A 22,832-nucleotide genomic window follows, 5' to 3' on the forward strand; every position below is an offset into this window, starting at 1 on the left:
AGACTAGAACCTCCCGCAATCATGACCGCCCTTCTCCGCATCGGCACGCGCGGCAGCCCGCTGGCGCTGACCCAGGCCAACATTGTGAAGTCCGCTCTGGCCGCCGCGCACCCGGTGCTCGCCGCGCCGGACGCGATTGCTATCGAGGTTATCAAGACCACCGGCGATCTGGTGCAGGACCGCAATCTTGCAGAGATCGGTGGCAAAGGGCTGTTCACCAAAGAAATCGAAGACCAGCTCAGCGATGGGCGGATCGACCTTGCCGTACATTCGATGAAGGATGTGCCGACGGTTCTGCCCGATGGGCTGGCGATCACGACGATCTTGGAGCGCGACGATCCGCGCGATGCCCTGATCGGCCCCTATGCCAGCCTTGCGGCGCTGCCGCCGGGCGCTATCGTCGGCACCTCCTCCCTGCGCCGGGGCGCCCAAGTGCTGCACGCCCGCCCGGATGTGACGATTGTGCCGTTTCGCGGCAATGTCGAAACCCGCCTGCGCAAACTGCGCGAGGGTCAGGTCGCCGCCACGCTCTTGGCCGCCGCCGGTCTCAATCGCCTGAAGATGAGCGCCGAAGCCGCCGCAATCCTGGAACCGGACGTGATGCTACCGGCCATCGCCCAGGGCGCCATCGGCATCGAAGCCCGCATCGGCGACGAACAGGTCGCGGCCTTCTTGGCGCCGCTCGATCATGCCGAGACGCATCTGTGTGTCCGGGCCGAACGGGCGCTGCTCGCCACCCTCGACGGAAATTGCCGAACCCCCATTGGCGGCTACGCCCGTCTCAGTCATGATGGGGGCATGCGCCAGCTTACGCTCGATGGTCTGCTGATTTCACCCGACGGTCGCCACGGCTTCCGCAAGCGCCTGACCGCGCCTGCCGATCAGCCGGACGCCTTGGGGAAAGCCGTCGGCGAAGCACTGCTGGCTGCACAGCGCGACTAGGCGCCGGGGCCGCGCGATGCCCGCGCCCACTCCCCCCCTCGGCCTGCTGGTCACCCGCCCGGCGGAAGATGGCGAAGCGACGGCGCAGAAACTGCGGGCGCGCGGCTATGATCCGATCCTCTCGCCGCTGCTGACCATCACCGTGCTGGCCGATGCGCCCTTGCCGGATTTGACCGACTATCACGGGCTTATCGTCACCTCCGCCAATGGGGTGCGCGCGCTCGCCGAACGCACGGACCGGCGCGGCGATCTGATCCTGGCGGTTGGCGATCATACGGCGGCAAAGGCGCGGGCCTTGGGCTTTACCCAGGTGGAAAGCGCCAGCGGTGATGCGGTGGTGCTGGTGAATTATGTCCGGGATCGGCTGGACCCCGAGGACGGCAAGCTGCTGCACGTTCGGGGCGAAACCATTGCCGTCGATCCCGTCCCGCTGCTGGAAGGCGCTGGGTTCACGGTCGATAGCTGCAGTCTCTACCGCGCCGATCCGTCCGAGGGCTTAAGCGCGACGGCGATAACCGCACTCGCCGCAGGAACGGTCGCGGGCGTGCTGCTTTATTCCCCGCGCTCCGCCAAACTGTTTGAAGCCGCCTTGACCGGCGCGCTGCCGCCCGAAACCGCCGGGGGGTTAACCGCCTATTGCCTGTCGCCTGCGGTAGCCAAAGCCCTTTCGCTCCCCTATCGTGCCGTCGCCGTCGCCCCCCATCCCTTGGGGGAAGCGCTGCTGGGGCTGCTGCCCAAGGTTCCGTCCGCTGCCCGCGAGGAAATTATGTCCGACACCGACCGCTCCACAACCCCCGAGCTTCCCGCGCCGCCGCCGAAAAGGGGCGCTTCGGCCCTGGTGACGGGCGTGATCGGCGGTCTGATCGGCGCGGCCCTGGTGGCGGGGGCGGGGGTTGCGACGCGCGACGCCTGGTTGCCCGCTCTGCTGCCAACGCCCGCCGCGCCGGACCGGTCGCTGACCCTGCGCGTCGATGCGCTGGAACGTAGCCTTGCCGCCCTGCCCCGCCCGGCGGACGAGGCTGCCCTGCGCGCCGATCTCGACGATCTAACGAAGAAGCTCGCCGCGCTCGAAAGCCGCCCGCAAGCTGCCCCACAGGTGGCGGCGGATGACGAGGCGATTGCCGCCCTGCGCCGCCGGGTAGAGGGCTTCGAACAGGCGCTGCGCGGCACAGCGGATGCCTCCAGCCTCGCCGCTTTGTCCGAACGCTCCGCCCGCCTGTCCGAACAGATGGCAGACTATCTTCAGCGCGTGACGCAGGCGCGCAGCCTTACCGAAGACACGACCCGCGCCTTGGTAAAACAGGCCTCCCTGGCCCTTGCCGCCCTGCGCGTCAGTGGTGCCGTCACCCAAGGCCAGCCCTTCGCCGATGCGCTGCGCCTGCTCGCCACCCTCGGCGCCCAAGATGCCGAACTGATGACGGCTGTCGCCGGCCTCGACCCGCTCGACGCCGGGGTGCCGACCGGGGAAGCCCTGCGCGCCCGGCTGCCCGCCCTCGTCACCGCGACCAAAGCGGCGGAACTCGCGGCGGGGGAAAGCGGCTGGCGGCAGGAAGTGGCGCGCGTCACGGGCCATCTCATCACCATCCGCCGCACCGATGTTCCGGTCGGCGACGGGTTGGATGCGCGGCTGGCGAAGGTCGAAGCGCATCTTGCCCGGTCGGAATGGGACGGCGCCCTCCGCGCCTTCGACGGCGCTTCTGCCGAAATCACCACCGCTGCGACCCCGTTCCTGGATGCCGTGAAGGCGCGGCGCGATGCCGAACGGTTGGCCGCCCGGCTGCTCGATCTCACCATCGCCGCCCTTGCGAAAGTGGGGCCGTAGCATGCGCGCCCTACTGTTCCTGCTGATCAAACTCGCGCTGCTGGTCGCGGGCTTTGTCTGGCTCGCCAATCACCCCGGCACCGTGCGCATCGCCTGGGAAGGTTGGCAGATCGATACGACGCCCGCCCTCCTCATCGGCGGCAGCTTCGTTCTGGCGCTGATTTTTTACGGGCTGATCTGGGGCTTCACCACCCTGCGCGCCGGGCCGCGCGCCTGGGCGCGGGCGCGACGTTGGAAGCAGCGCGAGGCGGGGGTGACCGCCCTAACCCAGGGGCTGCTCGCCCTGTCGGCCGGGGACGCACCGGCGGCGAAAGCGGCCATCAAAACCGTCTATCAGGGGCTGGGTGACCGGCCCGTTGCTCTGCTGCTGACCGCGCAAGCGGCGATGCTGACCCAGGATTGGCCGACGGCGCGCCAGGCGTTCACCGACCTGAGCCAACAGCCGGAGGGGGCTTTCCTCGGGTATCGCGGTCTTCTCTCCGTCGAACGCGCCACCGGCAATGACGCGGCGGCGCTGGAAGCGGCCCGGGCCGCCCAGGCGTTGAAGCCGACCGCCCCCGCTGTGCTGCAAGCCCGGCTCGACCTTGCCGCCCGCGCGGGGGATTGGGCCGATTATCGCCAAGCCCTGAGCCTGGGGGGCGAAGCCCTGCCCGCCGACGAACGCCGCCACCGGCAAGCCGTCGCCGCGCTGGCCGATGCCAAGCGCCATGAGGCGGCAGGGAACCCCGCCGCAGCCCTGGTCGCCGTCGACGATGCGCTGGCCTCCGATAAAGCCTTTCTGCCCGCCCTGCTGGCGAAACCCCGGCTGCTGACCGCCGAAGGCCGGGCAGAGGAAGCTCAACGGTTCGCCGAAAAACATTGGGCAAAGCACCCGCATCCGGGCTTTCTGCCCTATCTGCTGACCGCTGGGGACGCGATAGGCCGCTATCGGCAGGCGGAAAAACTGCTGCGCGCCGCCCATCGCCACCCGGAAGCCGAACTGGCGCTTGGGCAGGCGGCACTGCTGGGGCGCCTATGGGGCGAGGCCCGCCGCCATCTCGACGCCGCCCGCGCCGCGCCCCTGACCGAACGCCGGGCACTGATTGCATTGGCCGAGGTGGCGGACGCCGAGCATCAGAACCACGCCCAGGCCGCCCAGTTGCGCGCCGACGCGCAAAGCGCCCCGCTTGATCCGCGCTGGCGCTGCGGCGCCTGCGGTACAGCGGCGCCTGAGTGGGAGCCGGTCTGTTCGACCTGCGGCACGGTCGGCGCCAGCCAATGGGGCCAGCCGGGCGATCCCGCCATCCTGCCAACCCCCGTGCCTGCGACCGCCCCGGCCCTGCTGCCGTGACGCCGCCGCGCCTGCTGGTCTTGGGCGGTGCCCGGTCGGGCAAAAGCGCCTATGCCGAACGCCGGGTGCGCGCCTGGGGCAGCCCCGCCACCTATATTGCCACCGCGCAAGCCTTCGACGATGAAATGCGCGCCCGCATTGCCCAGCACCGCCAGGACCGAGGGCCGGAGTGGGTAACGCTGGAGGCCCCGCTTGATCTGCCTGCCGCGCTTGCGCAGGCTATCCCGCACGGCCAGCCGATCCTGATCGACTGCCTGACGCTCTGGGCCAGCAATCTGCTGCTCGCCGACCGCGCGCCGGAGGATGAAGTCGCGCCCCTGCTCGCCGCCCTCGCTGCCTGCCCGCTGCCCGTCGCCCTCGTGTCGAACGAAGTCGGGCTTGGCATCGTCCCCGACAATGCCCTGGCCCGCCGGTTCCGCGACGCCGTGGGCCGGGTTCATCAGCGCCTCGCCACCGAGGTCGGGGAAGTTGTCTTCCTGGTCGCCGGGTTGCCGATGACGGTCAAACCGCCGCAATGACCGCGCCGGTTTTCGATCCCGACTTCCAGACGCAGTTTGAAACCCTGCTGCGCTGGCGGCGCGACGTGCGGGCCTTTCGCCGTGATCCGCTGCCGCCCGGCCTGCTGGATGAACTCTTGCGGCTGACGCGGCTTGCCCCCTCTGTTGGCTATAGTCAGCCCTGGCGCTGGGTGATCGTCGAAACGCCCGAGGCCCGCGCCGCCGTCCGCGCCAATTTCACCCGCTGCAATGCCGAAGCGCTGGCTGCGCAGGGCGCCGAGCGTGCGTCGCTCTACGCCAAACTGAAACTGGCGGGCTTGGACGACGCCCCTGTGCAGCTTGCCTGCTTCGCGCTGACCGATCCCGAAGCCGGGCACGGTTTGGGGCGGCGAACGATGCCGGAGACCCTGGCCTATTCCGCCGTCACCGCCATTCACACGCTCTGGCTCGCCGCCCGGATGCACGGGATTGGCCTGGGGTGGGTCTCGATCCTCGATGCCGCCGCCGTTGGCGACACCCTGGCGGTGCCGCCCGATTGGCGCTTTATCGCCTATCTCTGCCTGGGCTATCCTGAGACGGACAGCGCGCGCCCGACCTTGGAGCAGGCGGGCTGGCAAGCGCGCTTAGATGATGACGGGCTGGTTCTGACGCGCTAGCGCCCATTCTGCGCGCACGCCCTCATCCTCCTCCGGCCCGTCGAGCGCCGCCAACCGCTCGGGCGCCAGCCGCCCCAGTGCCCAAACGGCCATACCGCGCACCAGCGGGCTGTCGTCGCTCAACCGTGCTTCGACCACGGGCGCGAAACGCGGTTCGCCGCTATTGCCGAGGGCGATCAGCACATTGCGGATAAACCGCGCCCGCCCGATGCGTTTGATCGGCGATCCGGCAAACAGCGCGCGGAAATCGGCATCGTCCAATTCCGCCAAATCGGCCAAGCGCGGCGCGGTGAGTTCGATGCGCGGGAAAAACGCTGCCTCCCGCGTTGCCGAGGCGAATTTATTCCACGGGCAAACCGCCAAACAATCGTCGCAGCCATAGACGCGGTTGCCGATCAACGGGCGGAATTCCGCCGGGATGACGCCCTTATGCTCGATGGTCAGATAGGCGATGCAGCGCCGCGCGTCCAACTGATAGGGCGCCGGAAAGGCCGCCGTGGGGCAAACCGTCAAGCAGCGGGAACAGCGCCCGCAATGGTCGGGTTCCGCCGTCTCGGGCGCGAGGTCCGCTGCCAGGAAAAGTTCGCCCAGGAACAGCCAGGAGCCAAAACGGCGGCTGACCATATTCGTGTGCTTACCCTGCCAACCCAGCCCGGCTTGGACGGCCAGCGGTTTTTCCAGCACGGGGGCGGTATCGACGAAGAGTTTCACCTCCTGCGGCAACCCGAGTTTTGCGGCCTCTGCCACCGCCACGCCCGCCAGGGTGCGCAGGCGGGCCTTCATCAGATCGTGATAATCCTTATTGCGCGCATAGGCAGAGATCGCCCCGCGGTCCGGCTGATCCAGTAACCCCATTGGGTCGTGCGCCGGGGCGTAATTCTGCCCGACGACGAGGATAGAGCGCGCGTCTGGCCACAAGGTTTGCGGATCGGCCCGCCGGTCGGCATGGGCTTCCATCCAGCCCATATCGCCGTGCCGCCCCTCGGCCAGAAACATCCGCAACCCCTCCGCCGCTCGCTGGGGCACCGACGCCGGGGCGAACCCCACGGCGTCGAACCCCAGCGCCAGGGCTTCAGCCCGCAGCCGCGCCCGCAGGTGATCGCTAGGGGATGGAGAGGGTGGCGATGAAGGCATCGCGTTCCTTCTTCACGCTGTCCAGCGCCTGTTTGGCGCGGTCGATGCTCTTTTGCTGGTCGGCCAGCGCGTCTTCAAGGCTCAGGAGATCCTTCATATAGCGCTTGCCGAGGTCACTTTTTTCCAGCGCCGGGGTTGCCGACAGACTCTCGCGCAGGCGCTTCTGCTCGGCGGCGCTGGCGGAGCGGGTGCTTTCGGCGAGGGTAAGGGCGTTTTGGGCATCGGCAAACTTCCCGTTGAGCTGGATCAGCTTATCAAGGGCGGCCCGCACCGGTTCCGGCAGATCACCATTGTCTTGCCGAAACTGCACCCAATCAATCGTGGACGTCGCAATATTGATTGTCGTTGCACCGATACGCTGGGTCACAATCTCCATCTGCCGGTCCGCCCCGCCGGTTAGGCTGATCCGATAACCCGACGGGGTTTCGCGCACCCCGTCGGTCGGGGCTACCAGGGTTGCATCGGCCCCTTGGCGCGGGAAATCGACCAGAATCGGCCGGGTATCGCCCTCCTTCAACACGGCGCGCAGCTTGGTCCGGGTCTCCATTTTTTCCCGGCGCGTAGCAACACCGCGCAGGATGGTGATACCGGTGCTATGGGCCGTGGTCTCTGCCTGCCGGGTCAGCTTGGCCTGCACATCGCGGGCGTACGAAATGAAGCGATTTTCGCCCTTGGGAAACAGATCGAGCCGCCCGTCGCCGACGAACCCGCGCCCGCCGTCGTAGAGTGCCACCGCCCCTGGCGGCAGGCTGCTGTCACCCGCATTGGTCAGTTCGACGGCGGCTTGCAGCGCATTGGCGGCTTCCCGCGTATTCCACACGAGAACCTGCTGCGCCGGAACGGTCTTATCGACAATCGGCACCGAGAGCGATTGCCCCGCCGCCACGCTGATCGTCTGCGGCAGGGTCAAGCTGATCTGCGTCAGCGATTCATCCGCTGTTGCCACCGGCACCGCCGCCAAGGCGCGCGGCGCCACAGAAAATTCCTGCATCTTCCCCATCGGCGGGGCGAGAACCGGCGCGGGAACCGGCGAGGCATTCACCATACTCATGGTCGTCACCGTCCCACGATCCGCCTCCAGCGGCTTCACTTTAGCGACGTTCAGCGCCACTTCCGGCCGGTCCACCCAGGTCGAGGCGTAGAGCGGCTGGCGGAAGGTCACCGGTTGGCCGGAGGAGAGGGTGAGGCGGATATTCTTCCAATCCTTGCCCGTGCGGTTTTCCAGCACCGCCCAGCCTTGCAGCCGCGCGGTTTTACCGTCCGGGGCGAGGTCGAGCCGATAGGTCGCTTTCCACACCGGCGCGGCGACGACATAGGCGAGCTTCACCACCCGTTCGCCCTGGCCCGCAACGGCGACCGATAGGGTGCGGGCGCTGCGATCGCGGCTATTGGCGAGGCTGGCGAGCGCCCGGTCTAGCCGGGCTTGCAGGGCTTTGTCGGACAGGCGCACCGTCGCCCCCGGCTCCAAGATCGTCTCGGTCACGCCGCTATCGGTCAGCAGCGACAGCACGAGGCGGCGCACCGGGTCGGGCTTATCTTTGCCCCCCATCTCCTCCCGCTCCACCACGGCCATCAGGCGGCCTTTCTGGCTGCGCAAGGTATTGTCGATCTCGATGGATTGGCCGACCAGGGCTTGCAGCAGCGCGGGCGTGCTGGTCAGCGCATCCGGCGGAATCGGTAGATCGGCCATCGCCGTCTCGTCGCTGCTGCCCGCCAGGGTCACGCGCTGCACACTGCCCGCCGGATCGAGCACGATCAGGCTTTTCAGCACGTCATCGACTTGGCTGAACGGCACCGTCACGTCCAAGGTCTCGTCGCCGCTGACCTTGGCTTCCTGTTCGACGGTAGCGACGCCCGCCTGGGTTAGCAGCACCGCCGTCACCTGCGGTTCCGCCGCCCAGACTGGAACGGTCAGCAGCAGGGCTGCGGAAAGGGCGGGTAAAAACGGACGCATAGGGGCACTCCGGTTGTCTTGGGCCGTTCCTGGCTTATAGCTTGATTGCGGCAACTCTAGGATAGGCATTCCCAAAAAAGGGCTGACGCGATGGAACCCCCGGCTTTCTATAATGATCTAACGCTCACCGAAGCCGAAGCCTGGCGGCTGATCGCGCGCGGCGCCGCCGATCGCCATAGCCCCTATCACTTGATGCAACTCGCCAGCCTGGGGATGGACGCGGACGGTCTGCCCAGCCCGCGCCTGCGCACGGTCGTTTTGCGCGCTGTGGACGCAAAAGCCCGCGTGCTGCGCTTCCATACCGACGCGCGGTCGCCGAAAGGGGCGGAACTTGCAGCCTGCCCGCGCGTCCAGGTGCTGTTCTATGATCCCGGTCATAAGATCCAACTACGGCTGGACGCGACCGCCGCCCCGGCGCCGGATGAGCTACGCCGCGCGGCTTGGGCCGCGACCAATCGGCACGGGCGGCTCTGCTATGCCGTTACCGGCGCCCCCAGCAGCCCCCAGGCCGTCCCCGCTGCCGATTTTGCCGCGGAGGCGGAGGCGGCGGTGTTCCAGCCCTATCTGCTAACGGTCTCGGGGCTCGATTGGCTCTATCTCGCCGCGCAAGGCCACCGCCGCGCCCGCTTTGCTTATGGAGCGGACGGCAGCGTAACGCATATGGGCTGGCTAACCCCTTAATAGCAAGTTGCGGTGCTCTGAACCGATCACCGCAGCCCTCAAGCGGCGGGCGGGTTTCTCCGAAACCCTTGCCTTCCGCGGCACCCGGCACGTTTGACGTGCCAAGCACGTCAGGAGCCGCGCGGCGCAGTCGCGCCGAGCCAAGGCTCGATGAGTCTTCTCATCAAGCCTTGGTATAAGCCTGTTTATTTTGCGGAGATCGGCGGGGCTTTTTCCAACAGCGCTGCCAAGCCTTCGAAGGCGCCTTCGGCGGCAAACAAGGCCGCCTCGCCCCAGGTTTTATCGAGGCTGCCCGCTGGGATCTGATTTTCCTGCTCGACGGTCCCAAGCTCCGTCCCATCGGGCAGATGCAAGACCCAGCGCAGTTGAATGGTCTGCTGGCCGTTGATCGGCTTACCGAGGGTGACATTGCCGGTCACGACCAGCGCCTCCGCCGTCTCGGCGTCAACGACGCGGACGCCGTTTTCCTTCAGGATAAACTCCAGCGAGCGTTTCAGCGCCACCCGCCCGTCACCCGGCGCACCGTCGATGCCCCAAATGGTGACGCCGCGCACGCCCTGCGCCTCGTTCGCCGCCGCGCTGAGCATCGGCAGCAGCGCCGTGGTGACGCCGCGCGCCATGCGGTCGAGCAGCGGGCCGCTCGGCGCCTGCGCCTGGCCGCGCGGCAGGGCGTCGCGGCGCAGGAAGCTACGGACGCTCCCGCCTTCGGGCGGCACCAGGAACCAAGTGATCTGCAGCTCTTCTTCCTGGGCGGAGAGCGGCACCAAGGTCGCTTCGCCGCGCAGCAGGATCGCCCCGCGATGGGCGATATCGACGGCGGCGGGAATATCTTCATCGCGCAACGCCTGCGCGACCGCCGCGCGCAAGGGACCGCTGAGCGCGGTCGGCAGGCCGGTGACTTCCAGCACGGCGACCCCGTGGGTATCCTGCGGCAGCAGCGCCACCACGCTTCCCTTATCCGCCGCGGTCGGCTGAAAGGGTTGCGGCAGCGGTTGGCAGGCCGTGAGCAGCGCCAGGGCCGCGAGGCTTAAAACGCGATACATCCGGCGATCGTCAGCAGCACGGCGATGGCGAAAAACTGAAAGAGATAGGGCATGCCCCTTACTCGGGAAGGCAAATGGCGGAAATCAGGCGACCATAGTCGGCGGGCGCGCCGCCATTCGCCAGCGTCTCCCGCCGATAGCTGAAAAAACGATCCGGGTCGGCCAGCGTATCGGCCCCCAGCAGTTCCGCCGCGCCCAGGCGCAGTTTTTCGAGCTGGCGCAATAGGTAATTGCCAAGGTCGAACTGCGCGTGCCCGTCGCGGGCGCCGGGTTCGAAGAAATCCATATTGGCGGGATCGGCATCCATGAAGGTTGCCACAAACTCGTCCGAGACTTCGTAGGAGGCGGCGCCGATGCAGGGGCCGATGGCGGCCGCAATGCGGTTGCGCTTCGCGCCTTGGGCGACCATCGCTTCGACCGTCGCCTGTGCCACGCCACCGAGGGCGCCGCGCCAGCCCGCGTGACAGGCGCCGATCACCCCAGCGTCGGCATCGGCGAACAACAGCGGCGCGCAATCGGCGGAAAGCACGCCCAGCACGAGGCCGCGCTGCTTCGTCACCAGCCCATCGACCTGTGGCGCCGCGCCGGGCGCCCAAGGCACGGTCACCGTTGCCACCGCCTTGCTATGCACCTGATAGCCCGTCACCAACTGCGCCCCACCGCTGGCGCCGAGAAATTTCGCCACCCGGTCGCGGTTTTCCGCCACCGCCGCCGGATCGTCCTTCGAGCCGAACCCGGCGTTCAGGCTGGCGTAAATCCCGGTCGAAACGCCGCCCTGACGGGTGAAAAACCCGTGGCGGACGCCGGGACGGTCGAGCAGCGAAGCGGTAAGGGGCGCAAGGCTCATGCAGGCATTCCATCGAAAACGAGCGGCAGCGCCATTTCGCTGGTCGCCGCCCAGCCGATTTTTTCATAGAGCTTCCGGCCATTCGACGTGGCATGCAAGACTGCATAGGCAAGCCCCCGGCGGGTCAGTTCGCTTTGCGCTTGCTGCATCAGATCGCGCGCCAGCCCGCGCCGGCGGTAGGCCGGATCGATGTAGAGATTGAGGATATAGCCGCGCCGGTCGTCGTGCGGATGCGACGGATGCGGCGGCCAAGTTAGGATCATCAAGCCGATACCACCAACGGCGCGGCCTTGGTCTTCGACGATGAAGCCGAAATAGCGATCATCGGCCAGGCGCGGCGCCAGCCACTCGCGGAACGGCACGGCCATCGCGCCAATCGCCATTTCATCCCAGCCGGCTTCCCGGAACATGGTTTCGCGATGCTGGCAGATCAGCGTTAGGTCGGTCGGGGCAACGGGTCGGAAACTGTGCATGGGCGCATCTTTAGCACCCTATACGGTGCTGTCTAGACCGATCAGCCGAGAAATCCCGGCAAAGCCGATAGACCGGCAGGGCCAAGGCCGATGACCTTGAACAGGCTACCCATGCGCTGCGGGGCGATCAGCCGGTCCATGCCTTCTACAATCTCGCGCGCTTGGGCGCGATCAAGGTCGCGGACCAGCCGTTTTGCCCGCTCGACGATGCCAAGCCGCGTTAGGAACAAGCCCTGTTCAATCGGCCCATGCACATCGACGCCCGTTAACCGCGCGGCTTGCCCGACCGCCTCGAAATCGACGTGGGCGGTTAGATCGGCCTCGCCGGGGTCTTTTAACACGGGGTGATATTCATGACGGCGCACGGCCTGCAAGGAATCCCCGGCGGCGGGCTTGGCATAGCCATAGTCGATCAGCAACGCCGCGCCGCCGTAATGGGCAAGACGGCGGCCGATGGCCGTCACCGCCCCCCGAATCGCGGGGGAGACTTCGGCAATACTTGCGTCCGGGGCGGCAGCAACATCGGGGGTCAGCAGGCGGGCAAGTGGCGAGGCGGCGGTCGCGGTTAGAAAGGTAAACTCCCCCTGCGGCGAGAGGCCTACCTGTCGTTCGCGCCATTCCCCGTCGTGCTTAACCAATTGATGGATCGGCAGCGCGTCAAGAAACTCATTCGCCAGCAGCAGAAAGGGACCGGGCGGCAGATCGGTAATCCGCTCGTGCCACTCGACCCGCTCGCCTTCCAGGGCTTTGGCTTGGCGGGCACGCAGCACTGGGCTGGTTTCGACCATATGAACGCGCACGGCGGCATGGAAGCCGGGCGCCACCAGCCGCACCGCCCGCAGCGCATCGGCCATCAGCGTGCCGCGTCCCGGCCCGAGTTCGACCAGATTGATCGGATCGGGCTGGCCGAGCAGCCCCCAGACATGGGCCGACCAGAGGCCGAGCAATTCACCGAACATCTGCGAGCATTCGGGCGCGGTGACGAAATCGCCGCCCGGGGCCGAAAGCGCGCCGCCGGGGGCGCCGCCCAGCGGGTCGCGGGTCCGGTAATAGCCGCGCGTCGGATGGCCGAGGGCAAGGCGCATATAATCGGCAACCGTGATCGGCCCCAGCTCGAGCCGCCGCCGCAGAATCTCGGTTAGGGTCTCGCTCATGCAGCTCGCGACGGGGCAGCCGCAGGTTTCGCCCGCAGCATTAGCCAGATACCGACCAGGATCATCGGCAGCGACAGCCACTGCCCCATCGTCGTCCCGGCGACGAGGAAGCCGAGGAAAGAATCCGGCTGCCGGAACAATTCGCCGATACTACGGGCAACCCCATAGCCCGCCAAAAAAGCACCGCTGAGGAAGCCGGGACGCCCCCGGAAGCCCTTCACCTCCAGCACGCGCAGCAGGATGAAGAGCAGCAAACCTTCCAACGCCGCCTGATAAAGCTGGCTGGGGTGGCGCGGGTCCGGCCCGCCCGTCGGGAAGATCATGCCCCAGGACACATCTGTCACCCGGCCCCATAGTTCGCCATTGAGGAAATTCGCGATCCGCCCGAGACCGAGGCCGATGGGCACGACGCCGACCAGTAGATCACCGAAGGCCAGCAGCGGAATCTTGCGGCGGCGGGTGAAGAGGATAGCGGCGATAATCACCCCCAGCGCCCCACCGTGGAAGGCCATGCCGCCGTTCCAGACCTGAAAAATCTCTGCCGGGTTCTGGATATACTGGCTGGGCTTATAGAACAGCACATAGCCCAAGCGCCCCCCGAGGATGACCCCCAGGGTCGCCCAGGTCAGGAAATCGTCAATATCGGTGCGGGTCGCAACCTTGGGCGCCTTAGTCGCCAGGGCGATCATATAGCGCCAGCCCAGGATAATCCCGGCGATATAGGCCAGGGCATACCAGCGAATCGCCACCGGGCCGATAGCCACCGCCACCGGGTCGATGGCCGGAAACATCAGGGCAGGCAAAACAATCAGGCTCATCGTGCCGCATCCTCAGGCATAAGGGTCTTCCCGCAGCAGATAATCCCGCACATAGGTGGCAACGCCGTCTTCCAGCGCCGTCAGCGGTTTATCATACCCGGCAGCGCGCAGGCGATCCATGCGCGCCTCGGTGAAATATTGATATTTCGGGCGCAGGCTTTCCGGCATGTCGATAAACTCGATCGCCGGCGCCCGGTTGAGGGCCGCGAAGACGGCCTTCGCCAAATCGGCAAAACTGCGCGCCTGCCCGCTGCCCGCGTTGAACAATCCGCTAACCGCCGGGTGATCATAGGCCCACAGCATGATCTCGACGATATCGCCGACCCAGACGAAATCGCGCAACTGCCCGCCATCGGCATAGTCGGGGTGGTAGGATTTGAACAACCGCGCCCGTCCGGTCGCCTCGATCTGCGGCAGAATATGGGCGACAACGCTTTTCTGGCCGCCCTTATGGTATTCGTTCGGGCCATAGACGTTGAAAAACTTCAGCCCCACCCATTGCGGCGGCAGCGGCCCGCCCTTTTCCACCAGCCGGGCGATGCGCCGGTCGGTGGCATGCTTCGACCAGCCATAGGCGTTCAGCGGCTCCAGCTTGGCGAGCGCATCAAGGCCGCCATCATCGTCAAACCCCGCCGCCCCATCGCCATAGGTCGCGGCGGAGGAGGCGTAGATCAGCCGCGCCCCGCGCCACGCACACCAATCGAACAGTTTCAGCGTCAGCGCGAAATTCGATTGGTTGATCAGATCCGCATCGGTTTCGGTGGTGCTGGAAATCGCGCCCAGGTGAAAAATCACGTCGATTTCCGCCGCATGGGCATCGAGGAAGGCGAAACATTCTTCGGGCGGCACCACGGCGGCCAACTCGCGTTTGGCGATATTGCGCCATTTTTCGTCCGTCCCCAGCCGGTCGATGACGACAAGATCGTGCAGCCCCCGCGCTTCCAGCCCGCGCAGCAGATTGGAGCCGATGAACCCGGCCCCCCCGGTGACGACGATCATAGTCAACCTCTTCCCTCAGTCTTGCCCCGGTTATAGGCGAGGCGCTTTCCGGCGGCAATGTGGCAGGCGCACGCAAAGCCCTTGCCGGGGGCGCGGCGCCGTCTCTAACTAGGGTTGCTATTCTTTGCGACGGAGTATCCCCCGATGACGTTCGGCAGCACCGCCTTCGATTTTCTCTTTCTGCCGGGGCGCGGAAATTCCGGCGCCGATCATTGGCAGACCCATTGGCTGGGCCTGTTTCCCAACGCCAGCCGGGTCTTGCAGGCCAATTGGGACGCGCCCGACCCCGTCGATTGGATCGCCCGCCTCGATGCCGCCGTCCGCGCTGCCCCGCGCCCGGTGGTGCTGATTGGCCATTCGCTGGCAACGATCACCACGGTCAAATGGGCCGCCCGTGCCGAAGCCGACCTACTGGCGAAAGTGCGCGCCGCCTTTCTGGTCGCCGCCACCGACGTTGGCAACCCCGATCCATCCTTCGATCTGGTGCGTCCCTTTGCGCCGGTGCCGATGGAAAAACTCTCCTTCCCGACCCTAGTGGTCGCCAGCCGCAACGATCCGCGCGTCAGCTTCGCGCGCTCCGAAGCCTGCGCCGCCGCCTGGGGGACCGATTTCGCCGATGTGGGGGAGCTTGGGCATATCGGCAATGCGGCCAATCTGGGCATCTGGCCGACCGGCCTGCTGCTGCTCGGGCGGTTGCTGGGCCGGGCAGGGTTGTAAACCGCCCTCGCCTTACCCGCCGCCCTTCGCTATCCTCGGTCGACTGACCGCTGCCGGGGAAGCCCATGAGTCTCGACGTCGCCGATAGCCTGCCGCCCCCGCCCGGCCTTGCGCTGCATCACACGATCCGGGGCGGCGCCCTGGGGTGGATCGCTTTCAGGAATAGTCTGCTGACGCTGCTGACGCTGGGGGTTTGGAGCTTCTGGGCCAAAACCCGCATTCGGCGCTATCTCTGGGCCAATATCCAGATCGACGGCGACCCGCTGCACTATACCGGCACCGGGTTCGAACTGTTCAAGGGCGCTTTCATCGCCCTATTGGTGCTGATGGCCGTGTTCATCCCGGTCAATATTCTGGGGTCGGCGGGTCATCCCTGGCTGGCCAGCGGTCTGCAACTCGGCCTGATCCTGATGCTAACGCCGCTCGGGATGTTTTTTGCCCGGCGCTACCGACTGTCGCGAACGGAATGGCGTGGTATCCGCGCCGCCTTTTCGGGGCCGCTGAAGCCGTTTTTTTGGCAGAGCCTTGGCCTGGGGCTGCTGAGTATCATCACGCTTGGGCTGACCGAACCCTACCGGCAGGTCTATATGGAACGGTACTTCTGGGACCATTCCTTCTTCGGTACACAGCGATTCTCCAGCGACCTAACAGTCTCGACGATTGGCAAGGTCTATTATCTCGCCTGGGTTTTCTTCTTTGTGCCGACCGCTTCGTTAATCTGGTCGGTCTGGACGGCAACCCAGGGCGATCTCAGCCTGTTGACCGATGAAAACCAAATGGCCTCGCTCGCGACCGCACGCAACGGAGGGGCATTGATCGGTTTTTTCGTCGGAACCATGCTCTCTGTGATCACCTATCTGATCTATCGCGTCCGCCTGCTGCGGGCGGTTCTGTCGAGCCTTAGCCTCGGCGGCCTGCGCGTATCGTCAGAGTTTACCGTTGGGCGGGCCGTGATAATCGCGCTGGGGGCCGGGTTCATGATCCTGGTGCCGGGCGGGATGCTGATTATTGCCATTAGCATGCTTGCGAAAGCGGTCTCGGGGGGAGTCGCGGTTTTGGGCGTCATCCTGACGCCCTTCCTGACCCTGGCCGTCGGTTCGGCTCTCTGGGCGCGCTTCTGGACGGCGCCGTTCACATCGGCCCTGGTTGCGACAACCCACCTCACCGGCACGCTTGAGCTTGAGGGGATTGGCCAGAGCATAGCGCCCACCCCTGGACGGGGGGAGGGGTTGCTCAGTGCGGTCGATTTCGGTGCCTGATCCCCGTGCCACCGGGCGCTACAGCGATGGGGTGACGGCGGCCCAGCGCGCCGTTACGCTGTCGGTTGAGGGCGATGGGCTGATCCTGGCCACCGATACAGGGCCGCTGACCCGCTGGCCGTGCGCCGCCATTCGTCTGCGGGATGGCGCCCAGCAAACGGCCCGCGCCGGGGTTGCCGTGCTTATCCACGAGGCGGAACAAGTCCGGCTGACGGCGCTGACCGATCTCGATGCGCTGCGCCCATTTCTGCCGCAGTTGACCGCCCCGACCTCCAAACAGCGACAGGAACGCCGGGCGACGGTCCGCTGGCTCGGCGGCATTGTCGCCGGGCTTGCCGCGCTCTATTTTCTGCTGCCGCCGCTTGCCGCCTGGGGCGCCGCGCTCATCCCCCTAAGCTGGCAAGCGCATCTTGGCGACGAGACCGAAACGGCGATTGTGAAAGCGCTCGCGCAAAAACCGATGCCCCCCGCCGCCTGCGCCGATACGCAGGATACGCCGGTGCTAGCCCGGGTGGCGGAAGCCCTGGCGACTGCGGCGGATTTGCCCGCGCCGCCGCAGATCAGGGTCTATCCGGTCGCGCTGCCCAATGCTTTCGCCCTGCCCGGCAACCGCATCATCCTGACGCGCGGCCTGTTAAAGCGCCTGCAAACGCCCGAACAGGTTCTGGCCGTTCTGGCCCATGAAGCCGCCCATCTGGCCCATGCCGACCCGTTGGCGGCGGTGATCCAGCATATGGGCTGGAGTTTGGCGGCCCAGACGCTCTTCGGTATCGGCACTGTCGCCAGCCTGGCGGAAATCATGCCGATTCTGGCCTATCATCGCGATATTGAACGGCGGGCCGACCGGGATGGCGCGCGCTATCTCTTGGCGCTTGGGCGCGCCCCGACGCTGTTGGGCGAGGCGCTGCAACGGCTGCCCGAGACTGAAATGGCCTTTGTCCCGCAATGGTTTTCCACCCATCCCGACACGGCGGAACGGGTGGCGGCGCTCGCGGAACTGCCAAAACCCGGTCTTGCGACCATCGGCTTTACCTATTCGCCAGCCGACGTTACGGCACTTCGGAAAGCCTGCGGCGTCTAACGGGTGCCACCGGGCGCAGGCGCGCCAGTCCAACCAGCAGGATTGCCGCCCCGACCAGCAGGGCCACCCAATGGGCCGGGCGCAGGCCGAGGCCGGTCATGAGATTAGCCCCAAGGATCGCGGTCAGCGGCGCCCCGCTGCGCACGGCGTACCAAGCGGCTTCGATCCCTGCGGTCGCCAGCACCACAAGCGGCAGGCTGAGCGCCAAGCCCCAGCCGGTGCGCGCGGCGGGCCAGCGCAGCAGCAGCACCCAGAGCGTGAGGCCGATCATCACCATCGGCTCGCTCACCTCCAGCTTCGATTGCAGGCCGAAGTGCCAGAGCGCGAGGGCGGCGAGCGGATAGGTCAACCGATGCAGCCCCCGCCATGCCCGCCCGCCGAGGCGGCGCAGCATGCCATCGGTGGAGGTCGCGGCCAGTGCCAGCAGCCCAAGCAACGCAACAAAGCCAATCGTGAGATAGAAGCGCAGCCAGATTTCCGACGCAACCTTGCCAAGATCGCCCGCGAGATCGACGGTGTAGAGCGTGACATGCAGCGCGGCATAGGCGAAAACCGCCACCCCGATCATCCGCCGCACCAGGGCCAAAGCGGGCAGGCGCAGCATGTGCCGGAAAGGCGTTAGCGCTAAGGAGATCAGCCAGAGACGGACGGCCCAATCGCCGCTGCGGTGGATCGCCTCCATATAGGGGCGCGGCCCCAGCCCGCCCGCGCCGCCAAAAGCGCGGAATACCAGCCAAAGGGCGGGCAAAAAGAGCGCCAGAAAAACCGCTAGCTTAAAGGGGGAAAACCGCCCGTCCCGCGTTCGCCAAGGGATGCCCACGCGCCTCTCTCCTCCCATCTCTCTGCCGTTGAGTTCGCCGCCGCGCGGGGGAAAGTTACGGCCCCACGTCCAGCAGCGGGTCGAGATCGCCCTCGCGGGCCGCAAGTTGGGCGCTGGCCTTTCCCGCCTGGGTCAGGGTTAGGCGCAGGCTGGCCCCGGCAATCGTCAGCGTTTCCGACAGGCGCCGCCGGGCAGGATCCTCTTGCAGCCGGGTCAGCAGCGCCTGCCAGACCCGATCCCCCGCTTGGCGCAGCTCGTCCGGCTGCGGTGAGATTGGCGTGAGGGCAAGCGCCGTCAGCCCGAGTTGCAGCCGCGCCGTATCGCGCGCCACCGGTCCAAGGTCGGCCAGGGCCGCCCCCAGATCGGCAGTCACCTGCACGCGGTACAGCCGATCCTCCTCCGCCTCAGCAAAAACCCCAAGGCCGCTGCCTTTGCCGACCAGAACCGCTTGCCCCAGCGGGCCGGTCTGGGGTTCCCACGCCGTTACCAGCCCTTGATCGGTCAGGGTCGTCTGCCAGTGGGCGGCGCTTTGTCCCAGGGCCAAGGGACCGAAGCGCGTCGGTGCCTCCGGCGGCGGGCCGGGATCGGGGGGCGGACCTACCGGCGGACTGCTGGCTTCGGGCACAGGCTCTGGCGGCGGTGCAACTGGGGCTGCAACGGGCGCGGGCGGCGGCGCTTCGATCTTTGGCGGCGGTTCTGGCGCAGGTATCGGCTTAGGGGCTGGGGGCAGTTCAAGCGTCGTTGCCACGGCGGACGGACGCGGCGGCATCCAGAGGTCGCGCGTCAGCGCGCCGAGGGCGATGCTCCCGGCCAACAGAAAGCTGCCGTAGATCATCGCCACTAGAGCGCGGGTTGCGGGCGGCGGCACGGGAACGAGGCGCGGGGACAAAAGTCCCACCCCCAAACCGACGGCTGCCGCGACCGTAAGACCGAAAAGAATAAAAATCATCGCGCTAAGTTTGACCTGTTGCGCAACCTCTGCCAAGAAACTACGGGGATTTTATGACACATTAGGGGGAAATCGTGGCGGGCGAGCATATTTTGATCGTCGAGGACGACGAGGCGGTTCGATCCTTGCTCGCCGCCTTGATGCGGAAAGCGGGCTACACCGTCACCCTGGCGGTCGATTGGACCCAGACGCAGGGGATTCTGCCGAAGACCCGTATCGATCTGATCCTGCTCGATCTGACCCTGCCAGACGCGCGCGGCGTGATGCTGGTGCGCGAGTTGCGCGCCGCCTACTCCGGCCCCGTTATCATCGTATCGGAACGCGGCGCACCCGACGACCGCGCCTCGGGCCTGGAACTGGGGGCGGAAGATTATCTGCCAAAGCCGGTTTTCCCGCGCGAACTGCTGGCGCGGGTACGCAATGTACTGGACCGCCGCCGCCCGGGCGAAAGCGAGGCCGGGGGCGGCACATTGTTCCGCTTTGCCGGCTGCACGCTCGATGCCTCCGCCCGTATCGTCACCGGGCCGGATGGGCTGCCGGTCGATCTGACCCCGGCGGAGTTCGACCTACTGCAAGCCCTGGTGCGCCGCCCGACCCGTGTGCATTCCCGTGAGGAGTTGATGGAAGCGCTCGGCACCGCCGAAGGCGAAACCAGCGCCCGCAGTATTGATATTCTGGTCAGCCGCTTGCGCAAAAAGCTGGGCGAGGATGCGGGCGTGCTGATCGAAACGGCACGCGGCCACGGCTACCGCTTCGCCGGGCGGGTCTCGACGGGGGCGTAAGCGCCCTAGTCCCGGTCCGGCGCACCGAGCGGAAAGAGCCCGCGATAGGGCCGAGCTTCATCGATGGCCCGCTTGAAAGACGGGCGGGCCTTCAGCCGCTCGCGATAGGCGTACAGTCGAGTGAATGCCGGGTCGATGGGATGGGTCCAATCGGCATAAAAGAGGGCGGGGGCGGCGGCGCAGTCGGCAAGGCTAAAACGGTCCCCAATAGCCCATTGGCGCCCTGCTAAGCGGTCATCCAACCACGCATAGCTCTGCTCAAGTAACGCCCGCGCTTGGGCAACTCCCACAGGGTCGCGCGGCTGATCACCGCGCAGCGCGTCGAACACAACCTTCTGCTGCGGCGTTTGAATGTAATTATCGAAAACCCGGTCGAGGAAGCGGGCTTCTAGCATCTCGTCCTCCGCCTCCGGCACTAACCGGACCGCACCGGGATAATTCCGGTCGAGATACTCAATGATCACGGTCGATTCGCAGATCGTCCGATCCCCGTCCACCAGAGCGGGCATCCGCTGGAGTGGCCAAAGACGGGCAAACTCGGCGGCGGCATCGGTCTGATCCGGGCCAAGTTGGCGAAAGGTGAAAGGCGTCCCTAACTCGTACAAGGCGACCAGCACCTTCTGGCAATAGGACGAAAGTGGATGGGCGAAAAGCGACAGCGACATTGAAGCCTCCCGAGGGGCAGTGAACCGGTTTTGAAATGCAACCGGTTGTAGCCTACGGAAACCGCTCTTATATCGCAATCAGTTTAATCAGGAGGTAGGCGCGTGGATGCACATCGGTCAGGCTGTCCAATTAATCTGACCCTGGAAATGCTGGGAGACCGCTGGAGTCTGATCGTCATCCGCGACGTGATGTTCGGTGACCGCCGCTCCTTCCGAACATTACTGGCGCAGTCGGAAGAGGGGATTGCCTCCAATATCCTGGCCGACCGGCTAAAACGGTTAACGGCAGCGGGGCTACTGACCAAAGCCGCCGATCCTAGCCATAAGCAAAAGACGCGCTACAGCCTGACCGATCCGGCAATCCAACTTGTACCGCTGTTAGCGATGATGGGCGGCTGGGGGCGACAGCATACGCCCGCGTCGGTCGCGCTCTCGGTGCGGGCAGAAATTTTAGAAACGGGCGGGCCGCCGCTGTGGGCAGCCCTCATGGACGACTTACGTCACCGCCACCTCGGCGCGCCACAGCCGACGCGCCAGGTTTTGGCCGAACTCAATGCAGCTTTCGCAGAAAAGCTGGCCGACGCCGATAAGATCGACGGCTGACTAGGCCCGCCGCGCCGCCAGCGTCAGCGTGCTCCAGCCTTTGCGGCGTTGGCGGTTGACGAGGCGCAGGCCTTGGCGGCGATGAGCGGCGAGCACCATCGTTTCCTGATTTTCCAGCAGGCCGGACAGGATGACGGTGCCGTCTTTCGACAGGTGCCGCTTCAGGTCTTTCGACAATTGGCACAGCGGCCGCGCCAGAATATTGGCAACGATCAGATCGAAGGGCTTGTTGCGCCCGATGATCGGCAGGCGATAGCCCGCGCCCTGTTCCACCCGCACCCACCCGGCTTCGCGGTTAAGGCGCATGTTTTCCCGGGCGACGCGCACCGATTCGCGGTCGAGGTCGGAGGCGATGACCTTACGGCGGTAGCGTTTGGCCATGGCGAGGGCAAGAATCCCCGACCCGCAGCCGACATCCAGCGGTTTTTTCGGGCGGCGGACCTTGCCGATGCGGTCGATGGCGATCAGGCAACCGCGCGTTGTTTCATGCTCGCCCGAGCCGAAAGCCGTCGCAGCATCGAGCAACAAGGGGATTGAGCCAGAGGGTGCCAACCCTTCGAAGTGCGAGCCGTGGATGAAAAACCGCCCGATAGTCTGGGCCGGAAAGGCCCGGCGGTTTTCCGCCAACCAATCGGTTTGCGGCAGGGCCTCGATCTCGAACTTAGGCACGGTCAGGCCGTGCGCGTCGCCTGCCGCTTTCAGCGCGGTTTCGACAATCACCGCATCCGGTTCTTCGATGGCATAGGCTTCGACCCGCCAATCGCCGCCGGGAACGATTTCGAAGGCGGCAATCGCCACCGCCATCTCGTCCAGCGCATCGGCGAAGGGCTGCACCGCCGCCTGCTTCACGATCAGAGTGATCTTATATTCCTGCGCCATTCCAGCCCTCGCCGCCTAACCTATCGTAGGGCGGACCCTAAAGCGGATCGCGGCGCGGGAAAAGTCTTTACCCGCCTGCCGCTTCCGATTTCTTCATGGCGATTTCGAACATTTCGAAGGTCTCCGGCGTCAGGCTGAGGAACTGGGCACCCAGCCCCCGGACAGAGGGAACATGGCGCTTCACTTCCGCCCGGAAGAACCCGGCTTTATTGGTCTTATCGAGGCGGATCATGCCAGAAAACTGCTGACCGATGGTCAGCTTACCGCCGTATTCGCCGATGAGAAAGCCCGACAGCGACCAGTTAACCGTGCGATACGCAACGCTAAAGAGCAACGGCGGCAGGTCGGCGGTGGGGTTATTTTCCTTCACCGCGTAATATTTCGCCAAAAGCTCGTTACCTTCCGCCGAGTGCAACTCGAAGGAAGCCGCCATTTTCTTATTGATAAAATCGACGCGCGCCGCGTGGCCATCGAACAGGAAGACCTTTGGGCTACCGCCAATTTTCAATACACCGGTGAAATCGTCGCCGGTGCCAAGCCCCCCGTCGTAGTCCGATAGGATAAACTTCCCCGGCGCCCAAACGCGGGTTTTATAGACCTTGTCGCGCAGGTCGATGAACAGATTGGGCATGGTCAGCCGCTTATCGCGCACTTTTGCGCGGGCGGCCCCCGGCTTGGCTTGTGGACGACCGATCATTCTGAGTGTCTCCCCCACCGCAGTCCGAAC

Annotated in this window: 24 protein-coding genes; 11 read left to right on the top strand and 13 right to left on the bottom strand. The window is 66.1% G+C overall.

What is annotated here, in order from left to right; all coding sequences use genetic code 11:
- Positions 1-21 precede the first annotated feature (21 nt).
- Genes hemC through bluB form a run of 5 tightly spaced genes read left to right on the top strand, consistent with a single transcriptional unit; the run spans position 22 to position 5,247 of the window.
- On the top strand, positions 22-942 hold the full coding sequence (gene hemC, locus CHR90_RS06270; RefSeq protein WP_094408141.1) for a hydroxymethylbilane synthase: 921 nt from the start codon (positions 22-24) through the stop codon (positions 940-942).
- A 16-nt stretch (positions 943-958) separates the two neighbouring features.
- Positions 959-2,764, top strand: coding sequence for a uroporphyrinogen-III synthase (locus CHR90_RS06275; protein ID WP_094408142.1), 1,806 nt, complete (start codon positions 959-961; stop codon positions 2,762-2,764).
- Between the two features lies 1 nt (position 2,765).
- On the top strand, positions 2,766-4,094 hold the full coding sequence (locus CHR90_RS06280; protein ID WP_170941315.1) for a heme biosynthesis HemY N-terminal domain-containing protein: 1,329 nt from the start codon (positions 2,766-2,768) through the stop codon (positions 4,092-4,094).
- Positions 4,091-4,612, top strand: a complete 522-nt coding sequence (gene cobU, locus CHR90_RS06285) for a bifunctional adenosylcobinamide kinase/adenosylcobinamide-phosphate guanylyltransferase (protein ID WP_229671571.1) — start codon at positions 4,091-4,093, stop codon at positions 4,610-4,612. The genes CHR90_RS06280 and cobU overlap by 4 nt, the downstream gene beginning before the upstream one ends.
- Positions 4,609-5,247 (top strand): 5,6-dimethylbenzimidazole synthase, encoded by a 639-nt coding sequence (gene bluB, locus CHR90_RS06290; RefSeq protein WP_094408145.1) that lies wholly within the window; start codon positions 4,609-4,611, stop codon positions 5,245-5,247. The genes cobU and bluB overlap by 4 nt, the downstream gene beginning before the upstream one ends.
- On the opposite strand, the gene queG is transcribed toward bluB, so the two are convergent.
- Positions 5,215-6,381, bottom strand: coding sequence for a tRNA epoxyqueuosine(34) reductase QueG (gene queG, locus CHR90_RS06295; RefSeq protein ID WP_094408146.1), 1,167 nt, complete (start codon positions 6,379-6,381; stop codon positions 5,215-5,217). The two genes, bluB and queG, sit on opposite strands and share 33 nt — an antisense overlap.
- Positions 6,350-8,335, bottom strand: coding sequence for a DUF4139 domain-containing protein (locus tag CHR90_RS06300; protein WP_170941316.1), 1,986 nt, complete (start codon positions 8,333-8,335; stop codon positions 6,350-6,352). Before CHR90_RS06300 ends, queG begins: the two co-directional genes overlap by 32 nt.
- A gap of 90 nt (positions 8,336-8,425) precedes the next feature.
- Here CHR90_RS06300 and CHR90_RS06305 point away from each other — a divergent pair, with 90 nt between their 5' ends.
- Entirely contained in the window at positions 8,426-9,016 is a 591-nt protein-coding gene (locus CHR90_RS06305) for a pyridoxamine 5'-phosphate oxidase family protein (RefSeq protein ID WP_094408148.1), read from the top strand.
- Positions 9,017-9,201: 185 nt separating this feature from the next.
- On the opposite strand, the gene CHR90_RS06310 is transcribed toward CHR90_RS06305, so the two are convergent.
- Genes CHR90_RS06310 through rfaD form a run of 6 tightly spaced genes read right to left on the bottom strand, consistent with a single transcriptional unit; the run spans position 9,202 to position 14,350 of the window.
- Positions 9,202-10,059 (bottom strand): hypothetical protein, encoded by an 858-nt coding sequence (locus CHR90_RS06310; protein ID WP_094408149.1) that lies wholly within the window; start codon positions 10,057-10,059, stop codon positions 9,202-9,204.
- Between the two features lie 58 nt (positions 10,060-10,117).
- Positions 10,118-10,906 carry a peptidoglycan editing factor PgeF gene (pgeF, locus tag CHR90_RS06315; protein WP_094408150.1) on the bottom strand — a complete coding sequence of 263 codons (789 nt, stop codon included), beginning with the start codon at positions 10,904-10,906 and terminating at the stop codon, positions 10,118-10,120.
- On the bottom strand, positions 10,903-11,379 hold the full coding sequence (locus tag CHR90_RS06320) for a GNAT family N-acetyltransferase (protein ID WP_094408151.1): 477 nt from the start codon (positions 11,377-11,379) through the stop codon (positions 10,903-10,905). The genes pgeF and CHR90_RS06320 overlap by 4 nt, the downstream gene beginning before the upstream one ends.
- Positions 11,380-11,420: 41 nt before the next feature.
- Positions 11,421-12,533, bottom strand: coding sequence for a class I SAM-dependent methyltransferase (locus tag CHR90_RS06325; protein ID WP_094408152.1), 1,113 nt, complete (start codon positions 12,531-12,533; stop codon positions 11,421-11,423).
- A complete protein-coding gene (gene lgt, locus CHR90_RS06330; RefSeq protein WP_094408153.1) occupies positions 12,530-13,351 on the bottom strand; it encodes a prolipoprotein diacylglyceryl transferase in 822 nt (273 codons plus the stop codon). Before lgt ends, CHR90_RS06325 begins: the two co-directional genes overlap by 4 nt.
- A gap of 12 nt (positions 13,352-13,363) precedes the next feature.
- Positions 13,364-14,350, bottom strand: coding sequence for an ADP-glyceromanno-heptose 6-epimerase (rfaD, locus tag CHR90_RS06335; RefSeq protein WP_094408154.1), 987 nt, complete (start codon positions 14,348-14,350; stop codon positions 13,364-13,366).
- Between the two features lie 144 nt (positions 14,351-14,494).
- Between rfaD and CHR90_RS06340 the strand changes: the two genes are divergently transcribed.
- The 3 genes from CHR90_RS06340 to CHR90_RS06350 all read left to right on the top strand — a co-directional run bounded on the left by CHR90_RS06340 (position 14,495) and on the right by CHR90_RS06350 (position 17,407).
- Positions 14,495-15,067 (top strand): RBBP9/YdeN family alpha/beta hydrolase, encoded by a 573-nt coding sequence (locus tag CHR90_RS06340; RefSeq protein ID WP_094408155.1) that lies wholly within the window; start codon positions 14,495-14,497, stop codon positions 15,065-15,067.
- Between the two features lie 65 nt (positions 15,068-15,132).
- The gene (locus CHR90_RS06345; RefSeq protein ID WP_094408156.1) at positions 15,133-16,326 is read left to right on the top strand and encodes a YjgN family protein; all 1,194 of its coding nucleotides are present in this window, start codon (positions 15,133-15,135) and stop codon (positions 16,324-16,326) included.
- Positions 16,304-17,407 (top strand): M48 family metallopeptidase, encoded by a 1,104-nt coding sequence (locus CHR90_RS06350; protein ID WP_141210892.1) that lies wholly within the window; start codon positions 16,304-16,306, stop codon positions 17,405-17,407. The genes CHR90_RS06345 and CHR90_RS06350 overlap by 23 nt, the downstream gene beginning before the upstream one ends.
- On the opposite strand, the gene CHR90_RS06355 is transcribed toward CHR90_RS06350, so the two are convergent.
- Positions 17,376-18,227 (bottom strand): protein-methionine-sulfoxide reductase heme-binding subunit MsrQ, encoded by an 852-nt coding sequence (locus CHR90_RS06355; protein WP_229671572.1) that lies wholly within the window; start codon positions 18,225-18,227, stop codon positions 17,376-17,378. The two genes, CHR90_RS06350 and CHR90_RS06355, sit on opposite strands and share 32 nt — an antisense overlap.
- A gap of 55 nt (positions 18,228-18,282) precedes the next feature.
- Complete coding sequence (locus tag CHR90_RS06360) at positions 18,283-19,176, bottom strand: hypothetical protein (protein WP_141210893.1); 894 nt, start codon at positions 19,174-19,176, stop codon at positions 18,283-18,285.
- Between the two features lie 74 nt (positions 19,177-19,250).
- Here CHR90_RS06360 and CHR90_RS06365 point away from each other — a divergent pair, with 74 nt between their 5' ends.
- The gene (locus CHR90_RS06365) at positions 19,251-19,958 is read left to right on the top strand and encodes a response regulator transcription factor (RefSeq protein ID WP_094408160.1); all 708 of its coding nucleotides are present in this window, start codon (positions 19,251-19,253) and stop codon (positions 19,956-19,958) included.
- 5 nt (positions 19,959-19,963) lie between these two features.
- On the opposite strand, the gene CHR90_RS06370 is transcribed toward CHR90_RS06365, so the two are convergent.
- Entirely contained in the window at positions 19,964-20,623 is a 660-nt protein-coding gene (locus CHR90_RS06370) for a glutathione S-transferase family protein (protein WP_094408161.1), read from the bottom strand.
- A 102-nt stretch (positions 20,624-20,725) separates the two neighbouring features.
- On the opposite strand from CHR90_RS06370, the gene CHR90_RS06375 reads away from it, so the two are divergent.
- A complete protein-coding gene (locus CHR90_RS06375; protein ID WP_212668632.1) occupies positions 20,726-21,226 on the top strand; it encodes a winged helix-turn-helix transcriptional regulator in 501 nt (166 codons plus the stop codon).
- Here the strand turns inward: CHR90_RS06375 and CHR90_RS06380 are convergent, their stop codons facing one another.
- A complete protein-coding gene (locus CHR90_RS06380) occupies positions 21,227-22,105 on the bottom strand; it encodes a 50S ribosomal protein L11 methyltransferase (protein ID WP_094408163.1) in 879 nt (292 codons plus the stop codon).
- A 67-nt stretch (positions 22,106-22,172) separates the two neighbouring features.
- On the bottom strand, positions 22,173-22,802 hold the full coding sequence (locus CHR90_RS06385) for a hypothetical protein (RefSeq protein WP_094408164.1): 630 nt from the start codon (positions 22,800-22,802) through the stop codon (positions 22,173-22,175).
- Positions 22,803-22,832 lie beyond the last annotated feature (30 nt).

The sequence above is a fragment of the Elstera cyanobacteriorum genome (assembly GCF_002251735.1).
GTDB classification, from domain to species: domain Bacteria; phylum Pseudomonadota; class Alphaproteobacteria; order Elsterales; family Elsteraceae; genus Elstera; species Elstera cyanobacteriorum.

Excerpts from the sequence above, each read along its gene's own strand:
- hemC (WP_094408141.1), top strand. The coding sequence starts at position 22 with ATGACCGCCCTTCTCCGCATCGGCACGCGCGGCAGCCCGCTGGCGCTG.
- CHR90_RS06275 (WP_094408142.1), top strand. The coding sequence starts at position 959 with ATGCCCGCGCCCACTCCCCCCCTCGGCCTGCTGGTCACCCGCCCGGCG.
- CHR90_RS06280 (WP_170941315.1), top strand. The coding sequence starts at position 2,766 with ATGCGCGCCCTACTGTTCCTGCTGATCAAACTCGCGCTGCTGGTCGCG.
- bluB (WP_094408145.1), top strand. The coding sequence starts at position 4,609 with ATGACCGCGCCGGTTTTCGATCCCGACTTCCAGACGCAGTTTGAAACC.
- queG (WP_094408146.1), bottom strand. The coding sequence starts at position 6,381 with ATGCCTTCATCGCCACCCTCTCCATCCCCTAGCGATCACCTGCGGGCG.
- CHR90_RS06300 (WP_170941316.1), bottom strand. The coding sequence starts at position 8,335 with ATGCGTCCGTTTTTACCCGCCCTTTCCGCAGCCCTGCTGCTGACCGTT.
- CHR90_RS06305 (WP_094408148.1), top strand. The coding sequence starts at position 8,426 with ATGGAACCCCCGGCTTTCTATAATGATCTAACGCTCACCGAAGCCGAA.
- CHR90_RS06310 (WP_094408149.1), bottom strand. The coding sequence starts at position 10,059 with ATGTATCGCGTTTTAAGCCTCGCGGCCCTGGCGCTGCTCACGGCCTGC.
- pgeF (WP_094408150.1), bottom strand. The coding sequence starts at position 10,906 with ATGAGCCTTGCGCCCCTTACCGCTTCGCTGCTCGACCGTCCCGGCGTC.
- CHR90_RS06320 (WP_094408151.1), bottom strand. The coding sequence starts at position 11,379 with ATGCACAGTTTCCGACCCGTTGCCCCGACCGACCTAACGCTGATCTGC.
- CHR90_RS06325 (WP_094408152.1), bottom strand. The coding sequence starts at position 12,533 with ATGAGCGAGACCCTAACCGAGATTCTGCGGCGGCGGCTCGAGCTGGGG.
- lgt (WP_094408153.1), bottom strand. The coding sequence starts at position 13,351 with ATGAGCCTGATTGTTTTGCCTGCCCTGATGTTTCCGGCCATCGACCCG.
- rfaD (WP_094408154.1), bottom strand. The coding sequence starts at position 14,350 with ATGATCGTCGTCACCGGGGGGGCCGGGTTCATCGGCTCCAATCTGCTG.
- CHR90_RS06340 (WP_094408155.1), top strand. The coding sequence starts at position 14,495 with ATGACGTTCGGCAGCACCGCCTTCGATTTTCTCTTTCTGCCGGGGCGC.
- CHR90_RS06345 (WP_094408156.1), top strand. The coding sequence starts at position 15,133 with ATGAGTCTCGACGTCGCCGATAGCCTGCCGCCCCCGCCCGGCCTTGCG.
- CHR90_RS06360 (WP_141210893.1), bottom strand. The coding sequence starts at position 19,176 with ATGATTTTTATTCTTTTCGGTCTTACGGTCGCGGCAGCCGTCGGTTTG.
- CHR90_RS06370 (WP_094408161.1), bottom strand. The coding sequence starts at position 20,623 with ATGTCGCTGTCGCTTTTCGCCCATCCACTTTCGTCCTATTGCCAGAAG.
- CHR90_RS06380 (WP_094408163.1), bottom strand. The coding sequence starts at position 22,105 with ATGGCGCAGGAATATAAGATCACTCTGATCGTGAAGCAGGCGGCGGTG.
- CHR90_RS06385 (WP_094408164.1), bottom strand. The coding sequence starts at position 22,802 with ATGATCGGTCGTCCACAAGCCAAGCCGGGGGCCGCCCGCGCAAAAGTG.